Source organism: Sulfitobacter sp. 1A13368 (genome assembly GCF_043557275.1).
Lineage (GTDB): Bacteria > Pseudomonadota > Alphaproteobacteria > Rhodobacterales > Rhodobacteraceae > Sulfitobacter > Sulfitobacter faviae.
The window spans coordinates 166,976-180,894 of sequence record NZ_JBIFFR010000004.1; the positions used below are offsets into that span (position 1 = coordinate 166,976).

A 13,919-nucleotide genomic window follows, 5' to 3' on the forward strand; every position below is an offset into this window, starting at 1 on the left:
TTCAAGAGGCCCCGATGACTCAACCGCAGAAAGACCGCCCCTGGCTCATTCGCACCTATGCGGGCCATTCCACCGCCGCCGCGTCTAACGCGCTCTACCGCTCGAATCTCGAGCGGGGGCAGACCGGGCTTTCCGTGGCCTTCGACCTGCCGACCCAGACCGGCTATGACAGCGACCATGTGCTCAGCCGGGGCGAGGTTGGCAAGGTGGGCGTGCCGGTGAATCACCTCGGCGATATGCGCGCATTGTTCGACGGCATCCCGTTGGAGCAGATGAATACCTCGATGACGATCAACGCCACGGCCCCTTGGCTGCTGGCGCTTTATATCGCGGTGGCCGAGGAACAGGGCGCGGATGTCTCAAAGCTGCAAGGCACGGTGCAAAACGACCTGATCAAGGAATACCTCAGCCGCGGCACCTATATCTGCCCGCCCGCGCCATCGCTCAAGATGATCGCGGATGTGGCCGAATTCTGCTATACGAATGTGCCGAAATGGAACCCGATGAACGTCTGTTCCTACCACCTGCAAGAGGCGGGTGCGACGCCGGAACAGGAATTGGCCTTCGCACTGGCCACCGCCACCGCCGTGCTCGACGCGCTGAAACCCCGCGTCCCGGCAGAGGATTTCCCGAAATTGGTTGGCCGGATTTCCTTCTTCGTGAACGCAGGCATCCGTTTCGTCACTGAAATGTGCAAAATGCGCGCCTTTGTAGATCTTTGGGACGAGATTTGCCGCGCGCGCTATGGGGTTGAAGACCCAAAATTCCGTCGTTTCCGCTATGGGGTGCAGGTCAATTCGCTGGGGCTGACCGAACAACAGCCCGAGAATAACGTCTACCGTATTCTCATCGAAATGCTGGCCGTGACCCTGTCGAAAAAAGCCCGCGCCCGCGCCGTGCAATTGCCCGCATGGAACGAAGCCCTCGGCCTGCCCCGCCCCTGGGATCAACAATGGTCGATGCGGATGCAGCAGATCATGGCCCATGAAACGGATCTTTTGGAATTCGACGATCTATTCGACGGCAACCCGGCGGTCGATGCCAAGGTCGAATTGCTCAAAGAAGGCGCGCGGGCGGAATTGGCGAATCTCGACGGTATGGGCGGCGCGATTTCCGCGATCGATTACATGAAAGGACGTTTGGTAGAAAGCAATGCCGACCGGCTGCGGCGTATCGAAAGCGGCGAAACCGTCGTGGTTGGCGTCAATAAATGGCAGCAAGGCGCGCCCTCGCCCCTGATGACCGGCGCGGGCGATATCATGCAATCCGACCCCGGCGCCGAGGCCGACCAGCTCGCTCGGCTCGACGCATGGCTCAGCGCGCGCGACGAGGGTGCCGTGAAACAGGCGCTGGCCGATCTGCGCGCAGCGGCGCAGGCGGGCGAGAACATCATGCCCGCCTCCATCGCCGCCGCGAAAGCCGGGGTGACGACCGGCGAATGGGCCGCGCAGATGCGCGCCGTTCACGGGGAATATCGTGGCCCCACAGGGGTTTCCGCAGGCCAGTCCAACAAGACCGAAGGTCTGGACGACCTGCGCAATGCGGTAGACGCGGTCAGCGACAAATTGGGCCGCAGGTTAAAATTCCTTGTCGGCAAACCAGGGCTCGACGGCCACTCAAACGGGGCCGAGCAGATCGCCGTCCGCGCCCGCGATTGCGGCATGGATATCAGCTATGAAGGCATCCGTCTGACGCCTGCGGAGATCGTCGAAGCAGCACAAACGGAAGCCGCCCATGTGGTCGGCCTGTCGATCCTCTCGGGCTCTCACGTGCCCCTGGTCGAAGACCTGATGAAACGCATGGCCGAGGCCGGGTTGACCCATATTCCCGTCATCGTCGGCGGCATCATTCCCGAGGCCGACGCCACCCGTTTGCGCGCCGCCGGGGTGGCGCAGGTCTATACGCCGAAGGACTTCGAATTGAACGTCATCATGCAGGATATTATTACGCTTGCCGATCCCAAAGCGGTGGCGGCGGAATAGGCTGACACAAAATACATCGTGCAATTAACTTATTGCCTCTATAATTCCCTCTACCAGCACAATCTGGAAAGGGAATATCAGATATGGAAAAAACCTGAAATCCATGAGCCGCAAGGAACTGGAGAAACTTCTGTCGGATGTCAAAAAGGCATTGCAGGCCGCACAGGCGCGCGAACGCCGCGCCGCACGCAAGGCAGCACAAAAGGCAGCGGCGGAATATGGCTTTTCCCTGAATGAGTTAGCTGATGAGTCCCCCGCGCCCAAGAAGGCCAAGAAGCCGCGCAAAGCGCCCGCCGGTCCGAAATCGAAGCCTCAGTTCGCCAATCCAGAAAACCCGTCCCAGACTTGGACTGGAAAAGGCCGCCAGCCAAATTGGTTCCGCGCCCAAGTAGAGAATGGTGCCGATCCGGAAACGATGCGGGTTTAATACTTCCCGAAATACGGGAATTTCGCGCCGGTTGAATAGCAATTCACCGGCGCTTTTTTATTGCTAACGGAAATGTGAATTCGGCACCCATCCCCTGCACGGCGCCGAGCGGAAGTTTACGTCACGCCCCCTGCCCCACTGCAGCCCTTGTGAAGCCCGCCTTGCGCGGGCAAAATGCGCCAAACATCAGGAGACAGAAATGACCGTCCATATTGGCGCGAAACCCGGCGATATCGCCGAAACCGTATTGATGCCCGGCGACCCCTACCGCGCAAGATGGGCGGCGGAGACCTTTCTCGAAGGGCCCGAACTGGTCAACGAAGTGCGCGGCATGCTCGGCTTTACCGGCACATGGCGCGGCAACCGGGTGACGATCCAAGGCTCGGGCATGGGCATGCCGTCTCTGTCGATCTACGCCAATGAGTTGATGACCGAATATGGCGCGCAGACCTTGATCCGCATCGGCTCTTGTGGCGGGATGCAATCCCATGTCGGCATCCGCGACGTGATCATCGCCATGACGGCGAGCACGATCACCTCGCCCTCCTCCGGCATTTTCCGCGAATTGAACTACGCCCCCTGCGCCGATTACGGCCTGTTGAGCGCCGCCGTGGCCGCCGCCGAAAAGCTGGAGGCCAAGACCCATGTGGGGGGAATCTATTCCTCAGATGTTTTCTATGCGGAGCGCCCCGATCTCGATGAGCAGATGGTGCGCCATGGCATCCTCGGTGTCGAGATGGAAGCGGCGGAGCTTTACACGCTGGCCGCGCGGCACAAGCGGCGTGCCTTGGCGGTGTTGACGGTGAGCGATCATTTGCAGACCGGCGAGGCGTTGCCATCGGAGGACCGCGAAAAGAGTTTTGGCGATATGGTCGAGATTGCGCTGGAGGCGGCTTTTGCCTGAGTGCGGCGCCTGCTGAGAGGGCGGGATTGGTATTTGAAAAAGGATGAAGGGGCGCGGCGGGGGTCGCGCCTTTTTTCGTGGCTTGGCGGGTGGTGTGAGCGAGGGGGGTGCTTCGTTGGTTGGCGCTCGCGTGTGAGGAGAGTGCGGAAGGTATTTGGGAAAGGATGAAGGGAGGGGGTGTGGCGCGTCTTTCAGGCGTGTTGGCCGGCGAGGCGGCCGGAGTAGAGGCAGCCGCCCAAGAAGGTGCCTTCGAGGGCGTTGTAGCCGTGGTAGCCGCCGCCGCCGAAGCCGCAGACCTCTCCGGCGGCGAAGAGACCGGGGAGGATGGTGCCCGCAGGCGTGAGCACGCGGCCTTGGGTGTCGCTGTGTAACCCGCCGAGGGATTTTCGGGTGAGGATGTTGAGCCGCACGGCGATGAGCGGGCCGTTGGCCGGGTCGAGGATGGCGTGGGGTTTGGCGGTGCGGATCAGACGGTCGCCACGGTAGTTGCGGGCGCCGCGGATCGCGGTGATCTGAGCGTCTTTGGCGAAGGGGTTGCCCAATTGGCCGTCGCGGGCTTCGATCTGGGCGCGGATGTGCTCTAGGGCGACGGGGGCCGCGGGTGTGAGGGCGTTCATGCGGGCAACCAGGTTTTCCAGATCCTCGGCGACGATGAAGTCCGCACCTTTTTCTTTGAAGGCCTCGACTGCGGCAGTCCCCCCCTTGCCGAGCCGTGCTTTCAGGACTTCGCCCCATTTGCCGGAGGTGAGATCGGGGTTCTGTTCGGATCCCGAGAGGGCGAATTCCTTTTCGATGATCTTTTGCGTGAGGATGAACCAGCTGTGTTCGCCTGCTTGCAGGATGCGTTTGAGGGTCGAGAGCGTGTCGAAGCCGGGCAAGCAGGGCGCCTCCATCCGATTGCCCTGCGCGTCGAACCACATCGACGAGGGACCGGGCAGGATGCGGATGCCGTGGTTGGGCCAGATCGGGTCCCAGTTCTGGACGCCCTCGCAATAGTGCCACATGCGGTCTTCGTTGATGAGCCCCGCCCCGGCGTCGGCGGCGATGGCGTGCATCTTGCCGTCGACATAGTCGGGCACGCCGCTGACCATGTGGCGCGGCGCGGGGCCGAGTCGGTCTTTGGGCCAGTGTTGCCGCACCAGATCGTGGTTGGCGCCGATGCCGCCGGTGGTGAGGATGACAGCCTCGGCGGTATGCTCAAAGTCGCCGGTGACATTTCGTGATGTGCTCTGACCGCGCGGGGCGTCGCTGTCTTCCAGAACCTCGCCCGCCACGCCGGTGACCGCGCCATCCGTTGTGACCAGCCTCGTGACGCGGTGGCGGAAGGCAAGGCGCAGCCTGCCCGCTGCCGCGTATTCCTGCATCAGCCGGGCGAAGGGGCCGACGACGCCGGTGCCGGTGCCCCAGGTGATGTGGAAGCGCGGCACCGAATTGCCGTGGCCATGGGCACCTGCCCCGCCGCGCTCGGCCCAGCCGACGACCGGGAACCAGCGCAGGCCGATCTGGTGCAGCAAAGCGCGCATGTCGCCTGCCGCCCAGTCGATGAACCCTTGCGCGAGCTTGCGGGGATTGGCGTCCTCTGCCCGGTCGAACTGCGCCGAGCCCATCCAGTCGCGATAGGCGAGTTCCGCGCTGTCGCGGATGCCCATGCGGCGCTGTTCGGGCGTGTCGACCATGAAGAGACCGCCGAGCGACCAGAACGCCTGCCCGCCGAGGCTTTGCGGGCCTTCTTGGTCCATGAGCAGCACGCGGCGGCCGCGTAGCACGACCTCATGGGCGGCGATCATGCCGACCAGACCCGCCCCCACGACGATCACATCTGCTTTGAAACGCTCACCCATTGCTGCCTCCCCTGTTCCCGCAAGCTTGCGGCGGGCTGGGGGCAAAAGCAAGTCACAGACGCGGGGTGTCGAGCCCTTTGAGGCAGCGGTCGGGCGGGCCTTCGCTGCGGTAGGCTTCGGCCCCGCAGGCGACGCAGTGGTATTTGCGCAGCGCGCCCTTGTCCCCCGCCCGGTCTTCGCGCCAGCGGCAGTCCCGCGTGGGCGCGTTGCGACGGGCAAAGATCAGCACGATCACAAAGACGATAACGATGACAAAGGGCAGGATCATGGGAAAAACCAAAGGCCCGGCGCTTGGCCGGGCCTTCCTGTCAGCTTGGGGGATCAGACGGTGCGCTCGACCATCAGTTTCTTGATGTTGGCGATCGCCGCCGCCGGGTTCAGCCCCTTGGGGCAGGTCTTGGCACAGTTCATGATTGTGTGGCAGCGGTAGAGCTTGAAGGGGTCTTCGAGGTCATCCAGACGCTCGCCCGTCGCCTCGTCCCGGCTGTCGATGATCCAGCGGTAGGCATGCAGCAGGGCCGCTGGCCCGAGGTAGCGGTCGCCGTTCCACCAGTAGCTGGGGCAGGAAGTCGAGCAACAGGCGCACATGATGCACTCATACAGACCGTCGAGCTTGGCGCGGTCGTCGATCGACTGTTTCCACTCCTTGCGCGGCTCGGGCGTATCGGTCTCCAGCCACGGCTGGATGCTGGCGTGCTGGGCGTAGAAGTGGGTCAGATCGGGGATCAGGTCCTTAACCACCGGCATATGCGGCAGCGGGTAGATCTTCACCACGCCGTTGATCTCTTCCATGCCGTAAGTGCAGGCCAGCGTGTTGATCCCGTCGATGTTCATCGCGCAAGAGCCACAGATGCCCTCGCGGCAGGAGCGGCGGAAGGTCAGCGTCGGGTCGATCTCGTTCTTGATCTTGATCAACGCGTCGAGAATCATCGGCCCGCAATCGTCCATATCGACGAAATAGGTGTCGAGCGCCGGGTTCTTCCCGTCGTCGGGGTTCCAGCGATAGATGTGGAACTCGCGCAGGTTGGTCGCCCCTTCGGGCTTAGGCCATGTCTTACCGCTGGTCATGCGGGAGTTTTTCGGAAGCGTCAGTTGAACCATTATGCGTCTCCTAAAGCGTCAGACCGGCTGCGGGCGCGGCGGCCAGCAGGCAGGTACGGGTCTCGGGGCGCGACAGGATGGTGCGCACGGTGCCCGCTGTTGTGTCATCCACGCCAACCACGGTGGCGCGGGCCAATTCGCGCAGCTCCAGCGCGTCGGCATTGTCGATGATGCAATCGGTGAAGGGGGTGATCAGCTCTTTCGGCACCTGCGGGAAACGGGTGGCCAGAACCTCGGTCACCACGCCTTTGGAGGTCTGGCGGGCGGTGTCATCCACCGCCTGCTGAACCTCGACACAGGCCGACAGGCCGAGCAGTGTGGCCGCGATGAGTGCTGTGCGGACCATCAATACACCCGTGCCTTGGGGGCGATCTTTTTCATGTCGATGCCGCCTTCATCCTCTTTGGTCAGCGGATCAAGGTGCACGGCGCGGTAGGTCAGCTTGGCATCGTTACCGTCGAACCACGCCAGCGAATGTTTGCGCCATTCGTCGTCGTTCCGGTCCGGGTAATCCTCATGCGCATGCGCGCCGCGGCTCTCTTTCCGCGCGGCGGCGGCGGTGATCGTGGCGGTGGCGTTGGGCATCAGGTTGGTCAGCTCCAGCGTCTCCATCAGGTCCGAGTTCCACACGAGGCTGCGGTCGGTGACATGCAGATCGTTCAGCTTGTCGGCCACGTCGATCATCTTCTTGCGGCCTTCCTCCAGCGTCTTGTCGGTGCGGAAGACGGCGGCATCGGCCTGCATGGTCTTTTGCATCTCAAGGCGCAGTTCGGCTGTCGGCGTGCCGCCCTTGGCATTGCGCAGACCGTCGAAGCGATCGAAAGCCTTCTCGACCGATTTGAGGTTCGGCGCGGGCACCGGGCTGTCGGCATCGACGATCTTGGCCGCGCGGATTGCGGCGGCGCGGCCAAAGACCACGAGGTCGATGAGCGAGTTGGAGCCCAGACGGTTCGCACCATGCACCGAAGCACAGCCCGCCTCACCCACGGCCATCAGGCCGGGTGCGATGGCATCGGGGTTGTCGGCGGTCGGGTTCAGCACCTCGCCCCAGTAGTTGGTGGGGATGCCGCCCATGTTGTAGTGCACGGTGGGCAGCACCGGGATCGGCTCTTTCGTGAGGTCCACACCGGCAAAGATGCGTGCGGATTCCGAGATGCCCGGCAGGCGCAGGTCCAGCGTTTCCGGCGGCAGGTGGTTGAGGTGCAGGTGGATGTGATCCTTATTCTCACCCACGCCGCGGCCTTCACGAATTTCCATCGTCATGCAGCGCGAAACCACGTCGCGGCTGGCCAGATCCTTATAGGTCGGCGCATAGCGCTCCATGAAGCGCTCGCCCTCGGAGTTGGTGAGGTAGCCCCCCTCGCCGCGCGCGCCTTCGGTGATCAGGCAGCCCGCGCCGTAGATGCCGGTGGGGTGGAACTGGACGAACTCCATGTCTTGCAGCGGCAGACCCGCACGGGCCGCCATGCCGCCGCCGTCGCCGGTGCAGGTATGTGCGGAGGTGGCAGAGAAGTACGCGCGGCCATAGCCGCCTGTCGCCAGCACGACCATCTTGGCGCTGAACAGATGCATGGTGCCGTCGTCGAGTTTCCAGCAGAGCACACCTTGGCAGACACCGTCGTCCGACATGATCAGGTCGATGGCGAAATATTCGATAAAGAATTCCGCGCTTTGCTTCAGCGACTGGCCGTAAAGCGTGTGCAGGATCGCGTGGCCGGTCCGGTCAGCGGCGGCACAGGTGCGCTGCACAGGCGGGCCTTCGCCGAATTCCGTGGTGTGGCCGCCGAAGGGACGCTGATAGATTTTTCCCTCTTCGGTGCGCGAGAAGGGCACGCCGTAATGCTCAAGCTCGTAAACCGCCTTGGGCGCTTCGCGGGCGAGGTATTCCATCGCATCGGTATCGCCCAGCCAGTCCGAGCCCTTGACCGTGTCATACATATGCCACTGCCAGTTGTCGGGGCCCATGTTGCTCAAGGACGCGGCGATGCCGCCCTGCGCGGCCACGGTGTGGCTGCGGGTGGGGAATACCTTAGAGATACAGGCCGTGCGCAGCCCCTGCTCCGCCATGCCCAAAGTCGCGCGCAGACCAGCACCGCCTGCCCCCACCACGACAACGTCATATTCGTGGGTTTCGTATTCATATGCTGCCATTTAATCGGTCTCCCGTTTGGGCGTATTGTTACAGGGCGAGCTTGGCGATGGCGAAAACGCCAACCGCTGCTGCGCCGTAGCTGATGATGGTCATCACGATGAGGGCGACTTTGTTGGCCAGCCCATGGACATAGTCCTCGATCAGCACCTGCACGCCGTCATTGAAATGTTTAAAGCCCACGATCAGCGTCAGCGCCGCCACGATGGCCGGGAAGGGCCGCGCGTAATAGGCAAGGATCTCTTCATATGTGCCGCCAAGCGCGCTGCCGAAGGTAAAGACGAACAGCGGGATCAGCACCAACAGCGCCAGCGAGGAGACTTTCATCGCCCAGAAATGCGCTGTGCCGGTTTTCGCTGAGCCAAGGCCGCGGGCGCGTTTGCGATCTGTCATGTATGCCATGGTGTCGCTCCTCAAACGATGATGATGGTCAGGATGGTCAGCACGACCGATCCGATCAGCACGGTCCAGCCCAGCTTTTCCGCGGTGGGGATATCGAGCATGCGGCCCGTATCCCAGATCAGGTGCCGCACACCGGCCAGCGTGTGATACCACAGGCCCAAGAGCGACAGGGTAAAGACCAGATCACCGAACCAGCTGGTCATGATCCCGTTCACCGTGTCGAAATACTCAAGCGACGTGGCCGCGGCGAGGAACCACCAAGCGATCAGCAGCGCGGTGATCAACATCGCGTTGCCGGTGATCCGGGTGAGAATCGACGTCATGGAAGTCAATTGGGGGCGATAAATCGTCAAATGCGGGGAAAGCGGGCGGTTACCCCGGTTCACATCGGCCATGGCGCGGTCCTTTGTCCTGTGCTTTGTCCTGTGCTTTGCATCTTGATAGCGGTTTTTACAGGACTGTCACGGGGAACTGCGGGGAATCTGCGGGGTTTGGTCGGTGTTTCGGTGGAAAAATGACAGAGTGATGTGGTCCTGCCCGCTTTTGTGATCACAGCAGATTATCGCGTGATCACAAAACTACTCCACCCCGAACGAAAAAGCGCGCCCCGATTGGGACGCGCTTCAAAACTCGTATGCCTTGAGGCTTAGGCGAGGCTCTCGTCGATGCCTTTGCAGGCTTCGACCAGACCTTTGACCGCGTTGACGGAGTTGTCGAACATCGCCTGCTCGTCTTTGTTCATCGAAATCTCGACGACACGCTCAACACCGCCTGCGCCGATCACGGTGGGCACGCCCACATAGAAGCCGTTCAAGCCGTAGGCCCCATCGACATACGCCGCCGCGGGCAACACGCGCTTTTGGTCCTTGAGGTAGGCTTCGGCCATCTCAATCGCGGAGGTAGCAGGCGCGTAGAAGGCGGAACCGGTCTTCAGCAGGCCGACGATCTCGGCGCCGCCGTCACGGGTGCGCTGCACGATGGCGTCGAGCTTGTCCTGCGTGGTCCAGCCCATCTTAACCAGATCCGGCAGCGGGATGCCTGCGACGGTGGAATAACGTACCAGCGGCACCATCGTGTCGCCGTGACCGCCCAGAACGAAGGCGGTGACGTCTTTCATGGACACGTTGAATTCGGTCGCGAGGAAGTGGCGGAAACGCGCGGAGTCGAGCACGCCAGCCATGCCGCAAACCTTGTTGTGCGGCAGGCCCGAGAATTCGCGCAGGGCCCAGACCATCGCGTCAAGCGGGTTGGTGATGCAGATCACGAAGGCGTCGGGGGCGTGTTTGGCAATGCCCTCGCCCACGGATTTCATGACCTTAAGGTTGATGCCCAAGAGGTCGTCGCGGCTCATGCCCGGCTTGCGCGCCACACCGGCGGTGACGATGCAGACGTCCGCGCCGGCGATGTCGGCGTAGTCTTGCGTGCCCGACATGGTGGCGTCGAACTTCCCCGAGGGGCCCGACGACGCGATATCGAGAGCTTTGCCCTCAGGGGTGCCCTCGGCAATGTCGAACAGGACGACATCGCCCAATTCCTTCAACGCTGCGAGATGGGCGAGAGTGCCGCCGATTTGCCCCGCGCCGATAAGCGCGATTTTGGGTCTGGCCATGGTCATGTCTCCGACAGAGGTTTCATTTGCGCCGGAGATACCGAAATGCACGGTCCCGTGCAAGTTGCAGCATTGGCGGGCGGCTAACCCCTGCCCTCACCACGAAAAAGGCCGCCCCGAGGGGCGGCCAATTGCTGAACTTTAAGGCGAAGAATTAGTCGCCTTGGTACTCAGGCTGCGATTCCAGACGCTCTTCGGTGCTGTCGATGTAGATGCGCACGTCGTCGCCTTCCACGTTTTGCAAAACCTGAAGTTCGTCAAATGTCACGGCCACCGGCTTTTCGCCCAGACCAAGGAAACCGCCCACGTTGATAACAACACGGTCAATCTGGCCGTTGTCGCCGATCAGGAGCGAGTCGATTTCACCGACGGTCTCATCGTTGGCACCATAGACATAGGAGCCTTCGAGGTCTTCGGCGCTCATCTGCTCGATCATCTCGGCTTCGGCATTGGCATAGCCTTCACGCTCAACTTCGGGGCGCGGCAGCAGTTCACGCTCAACGGTTTCGTCACCTGTGATCACGGTGGTGTTGGCTTCGGCTTCGTTGACAGCTTCTTCTGTCTCAGCTTCGGCGTTCTCCATCATGGTTTCGGCTTCTTGCGCCATTTCCTCGGATTCGGCCTCTACGTCATTGGCCATCTCTTCGGTCTCGGCTTCAAGGTTCTCGGCCGTGTTCTCGGTGTCTTGCACCAGTTCCTCGGTCTCGGCCTCTACGTCATTGGCCATTTCCTCGGTCTCGGCTTCGACATCGTTCGCCATCTCTTCGGCTTCGGTCTCGCCGTTGATGACGGTGACGTTCGCGTCAGTCTCGTTCATGGCGTCGCCTTCCATCTGCTCGCCATCCATCATGGGACGTTCGAACTCAGGCGCCTGCTCCAACATCTCTTTCGAGGTGTTCACAACGAGGAAGCGCTCGCCGCCTTCGTCGTTCAGGATGCGAATCTTGTCCATGGAGATGGAAACGTCACGTTCGCCCATGCCAAGGAAGCCGCCGATGCCGAGGATCACGGCAGTCACTTCGCCGTCCTGCGACAGGATGATGTCGTTAATCTCGCCAATATCATCCCACTCCTGCTCGGCGCCATCGGCGATGGGGGTAGCCGCGTCAACTTCGGCTTCGGAGTTGTAGATGCGCATGCCGATCAGGTCGGATGCAAGGAAATCTGTCTGCTCTACGGCAACGTTGCCAAAGCCTTCGGAATGCGCGTCAGCAAAGGCTGCGCCGGTCATGGTCAATACGATGGCCGTGGTGCTCAGAAAACGTTTCATTGTAGGTCTCCTTCCAAAAATGAGCGTTGCTTGCTCTTCTGGAACCACAACCCGGATGGCCCTCTCCAGTTCCACGGCGGCACAAATAAATGGCGGGACTTCGCCCAAGCAGCGGCAAGCCCCAAACATAGAAAAGGCGGCCCTAGGCCGCCCGCGCTTCCACGATATATTCCGCCCTCAGACGTCTTCGCCCTTGGCGGGCAACTCCTCCGCCAGCGCCTCGAAACCTTGGCCCGAGGCGACAAGACAGGTGATGCCGTTGACCCCGGTGACCGTGATCGTCCAACTGCCCGTCTGGTCGGAGGCGAAAACCTCAACCACCGCATTATCGCCGCCCAGCCCCATGGACTGGCGCATCTCGCCATAGCCATCGGCCAACCGCAGCACCACATGATCGCGCGGCGCGCAATTGCGCGGCGTCTGCGCCTCGGTCGTGGTGGCCAGCACAATCGCCGAAGCGGCGGTGAGCGCCGCGAGGTGAAGAAATTTAACGAAACCTGTCATAGCATCTGCCTTCGTATCGAAAGGCGTGATCCTTGGAGGATGGCAATGCGCCGTCTTTCGCACCGGCCCCCAAAGCAGCCTTGGTTGAAATGACTGCATCCGCTGCGCTGGAAACTGCCGCAGATGCGATGCAACTGACAGTGCGTCCCAAGGCTGAAAGACTGGTTAATCCGCCGCTCGGAAATCACCGCAACAGCTTCGCTGCGTCGCGGCATGTTTTGCCTTGAAGTTTTCGCACAAAAATGCCCCTCTGTGCGCAACAATGTTAGGCGGCCAGCGCGCCGCCCTGCCTGAGGAGCCTTCCATGACCGCCACAACCCGCCCCCTGCGTTCCGTTCTCTACATTCCCGGCTCCAAGCCCCGTGCCTTGGACAAGGCCCGCGGATTGGCCTGCGACGCGGTGATCTTCGACCTCGAAGATGCCGTCTCCCCCGATGAGAAGGTCGCTGCACGTGAAACATTGGCCGAGGCACTGGCCGAGGGCGGCTACGGCGCGCGGATGCGGGTGGTGCGGATCAACGGGCTCGATACCGAATGGGGCGCCGATGACGCCCGCGCCGCCGCCGCAATGAACCCCGATGCTATTCTCCTGCCCAAAGTCGGCTCCCCCGCCGATCTCGAAGCGCTGGCCGAGATCGTGGGCGACATCCCCCTTTGGGCGATGATGGAAACCCCCGGCGCCATGCTCAACGTCGCCGCCATCGCCGGGCACCGCCAGTTGCAGGCCATGGTCATGGGCACCAACGATCTGGCGAAAGACCTGCAAACCCGCTTCCGCCCCGACCGCCTGCCGCTGGTTACCGGGCTCGGCCTCTGTCTGCTCGCCGCCAAAGCGCATGGCGTGGCGATCATCGATGGGGTGTACAACGCCTTTAGAGACGAAGACGGGCTGCGCGCCGAATGCGCACAGGGCCGCGACATGGGGTTTGACGGCAAAACCCTGATCCACCCCGCGCAGCTCGACATCGCCAATGCCGCCTTCACCCCATCCGAAGACGAAGCCGCCCTCGCCCGCCGTCAGATCGACGCCTATGAAGAGGCACAGGCGGCAGGCCAAGGTGTGGCGGTCGTGGATGGCAAGATCGTGGAAAATCTCCATGTTGCCACCGCCCGCGAAACACTGGCAAAACTGGCGGCAATTGCAGCCATGAGCCCGGAGCCCTCGCCATGACAATCCTTATCCTCGGTCTGATCCTTTGGATCGGCGCCCATCTTTTCAAACGCCTGATGCCCGCCCAACGGGCGCAGATGGGCACCGCAGGCCGAGGCGCGGTGGCCGCCGCATTGGTCGTGGCGCTAGCCCTCATCATCTGGGGCTATCGCGCGGCGGAATTCATTCCGGTCTGGACCCCGCCGAGCTTCTTCATCCACATCAACAACCTGTTGATGGTACTGGCCTTTTGGGTCTTCGGCTCCAGCGCGGCCAAGGGCGCCAAGGCATGGCCCGCCTATAAAACCCGCCACCCGCAACTGCTGGCCGTGAAGATCTGGGCCACGGCACACCTTCTGGTCAACGGCGATCTCGCCTCCATCCTGCTCTTTGGCACCATGCTCGGCTGGGCAGTGAGCGAGGTCATCCTGATCAACCGCGCCGAGCCGGGCTGGACACCCCCGCCCCACGCAGGCCGCGCCACCTATATCCGCCTCATCGTGATCTCAACGATCCTCTTCGTTCTCGTCGCCGGCATTCACACATGGCTCGGCGTCATCCCCTTCCCCCATTGACCCCG

Annotated in this window: 16 protein-coding genes; 6 read left to right on the plus strand and 10 right to left on the minus strand. The window is 62.2% G+C overall.

Going from position 1 to position 13,919, the window contains the following annotated elements; all coding sequences use genetic code 11:
• Window positions 1-14 precede the first annotated feature (14 nt).
• The 3 genes from ACGYK4_RS10235 (at window position 15) to deoD (ending at window position 3,313) form a co-directional block, all read left to right on the plus strand.
• Window positions 15-1,982, plus strand: a complete 1,968-nt coding sequence (locus tag ACGYK4_RS10235; protein WP_394434293.1) for a methylmalonyl-CoA mutase family protein — start codon at window positions 15-17, stop codon at window positions 1,980-1,982.
• Window positions 1,983-2,085: 103 nt separating this feature from the next.
• A complete protein-coding gene (locus ACGYK4_RS10240; RefSeq protein ID WP_394456312.1) occupies window positions 2,086-2,409 on the plus strand; it encodes an H-NS family nucleoid-associated regulatory protein in 324 nt (107 codons plus the stop codon).
• Window positions 2,410-2,608: 199 nt separating this feature from the next.
• Window positions 2,609-3,313 carry a purine-nucleoside phosphorylase gene (gene deoD, locus ACGYK4_RS10245; RefSeq protein WP_394434297.1) on the plus strand — a complete coding sequence of 235 codons (705 nt, stop codon included), beginning with the start codon at window positions 2,609-2,611 and terminating at the stop codon, window positions 3,311-3,313.
• A gap of 191 nt (window positions 3,314-3,504) precedes the next feature.
• On the opposite strand, the gene ACGYK4_RS10250 is transcribed toward deoD, so the two are convergent.
• From ACGYK4_RS10250 to ACGYK4_RS10295, 10 genes are all read right to left on the minus strand, one after another.
• Complete coding sequence (locus ACGYK4_RS10250) at window positions 3,505-5,154, minus strand: FAD-binding dehydrogenase (protein WP_394456314.1); 1,650 nt, start codon at window positions 5,152-5,154, stop codon at window positions 3,505-3,507.
• A 52-nt stretch (window positions 5,155-5,206) separates the two neighbouring features.
• Entirely contained in the window at window positions 5,207-5,422 is a 216-nt protein-coding gene (locus tag ACGYK4_RS10255; protein WP_067261889.1) for a hypothetical protein, read from the minus strand.
• A 53-nt stretch (window positions 5,423-5,475) separates the two neighbouring features.
• Window positions 5,476-6,255 carry a succinate dehydrogenase iron-sulfur subunit gene (locus ACGYK4_RS10260; protein ID WP_067261891.1) on the minus strand — a complete coding sequence of 260 codons (780 nt, stop codon included), beginning with the start codon at window positions 6,253-6,255 and terminating at the stop codon, window positions 5,476-5,478.
• 10 nt (window positions 6,256-6,265) lie between these two features.
• Entirely contained in the window at window positions 6,266-6,601 is a 336-nt protein-coding gene (locus ACGYK4_RS10265) for a hypothetical protein (RefSeq protein ID WP_067261893.1), read from the minus strand.
• Window positions 6,601-8,406 carry a succinate dehydrogenase flavoprotein subunit gene (sdhA, locus tag ACGYK4_RS10270; protein ID WP_322329225.1) on the minus strand — a complete coding sequence of 602 codons (1,806 nt, stop codon included), beginning with the start codon at window positions 8,404-8,406 and terminating at the stop codon, window positions 6,601-6,603. Before sdhA ends, ACGYK4_RS10265 begins: the two co-directional genes overlap by 1 nt.
• A 28-nt stretch (window positions 8,407-8,434) precedes the next feature.
• Window positions 8,435-8,806 (minus strand): succinate dehydrogenase, hydrophobic membrane anchor protein, encoded by a 372-nt coding sequence (sdhD, locus tag ACGYK4_RS10275; RefSeq protein ID WP_132446572.1) that lies wholly within the window; start codon window positions 8,804-8,806, stop codon window positions 8,435-8,437.
• Window positions 8,807-8,817: 11 nt separating this feature from the next.
• Window positions 8,818-9,201 (minus strand): succinate dehydrogenase, cytochrome b556 subunit, encoded by a 384-nt coding sequence (gene sdhC / locus ACGYK4_RS10280; protein ID WP_394456316.1) that lies wholly within the window; start codon window positions 9,199-9,201, stop codon window positions 8,818-8,820.
• A gap of 251 nt (window positions 9,202-9,452) precedes the next feature.
• The gene (mdh, locus tag ACGYK4_RS10285) at window positions 9,453-10,415 is read right to left on the minus strand and encodes a malate dehydrogenase (protein WP_394456318.1); all 963 of its coding nucleotides are present in this window, start codon (window positions 10,413-10,415) and stop codon (window positions 9,453-9,455) included.
• 154 nt (window positions 10,416-10,569) lie between these two features.
• Window positions 10,570-11,685 (minus strand): PRC-barrel domain-containing protein, encoded by a 1,116-nt coding sequence (locus ACGYK4_RS10290; RefSeq protein WP_394456320.1) that lies wholly within the window; start codon window positions 11,683-11,685, stop codon window positions 10,570-10,572.
• A gap of 177 nt (window positions 11,686-11,862) precedes the next feature.
• A complete protein-coding gene (locus ACGYK4_RS10295) occupies window positions 11,863-12,189 on the minus strand; it encodes a hypothetical protein (protein WP_394456322.1) in 327 nt (108 codons plus the stop codon).
• A 32-nt stretch (window positions 12,190-12,221) separates the two neighbouring features.
• Between ACGYK4_RS10295 and ACGYK4_RS10300 the strand changes: the two genes are divergently transcribed.
• The 3 genes from ACGYK4_RS10300 (at window position 12,222) to ACGYK4_RS10310 (ending at window position 13,914) form a co-directional block, all read left to right on the plus strand.
• Window positions 12,222-12,416: a hypothetical protein gene (locus ACGYK4_RS10300; protein ID WP_394456323.1), complete on the plus strand. Its 195-nt coding sequence runs from the start codon at window positions 12,222-12,224 to the stop codon at window positions 12,414-12,416.
• A 77-nt stretch (window positions 12,417-12,493) separates the two neighbouring features.
• Window positions 12,494-13,360: an HpcH/HpaI aldolase/citrate lyase family protein gene (locus ACGYK4_RS10305; RefSeq protein ID WP_394456325.1), complete on the plus strand. Its 867-nt coding sequence runs from the start codon at window positions 12,494-12,496 to the stop codon at window positions 13,358-13,360.
• Entirely contained in the window at window positions 13,357-13,914 is a 558-nt protein-coding gene (locus ACGYK4_RS10310; protein WP_067261905.1) for an NnrU family protein, read from the plus strand. The genes ACGYK4_RS10305 and ACGYK4_RS10310 overlap by 4 nt, the downstream gene beginning before the upstream one ends.
• Window positions 13,915-13,919 lie beyond the last annotated feature (5 nt).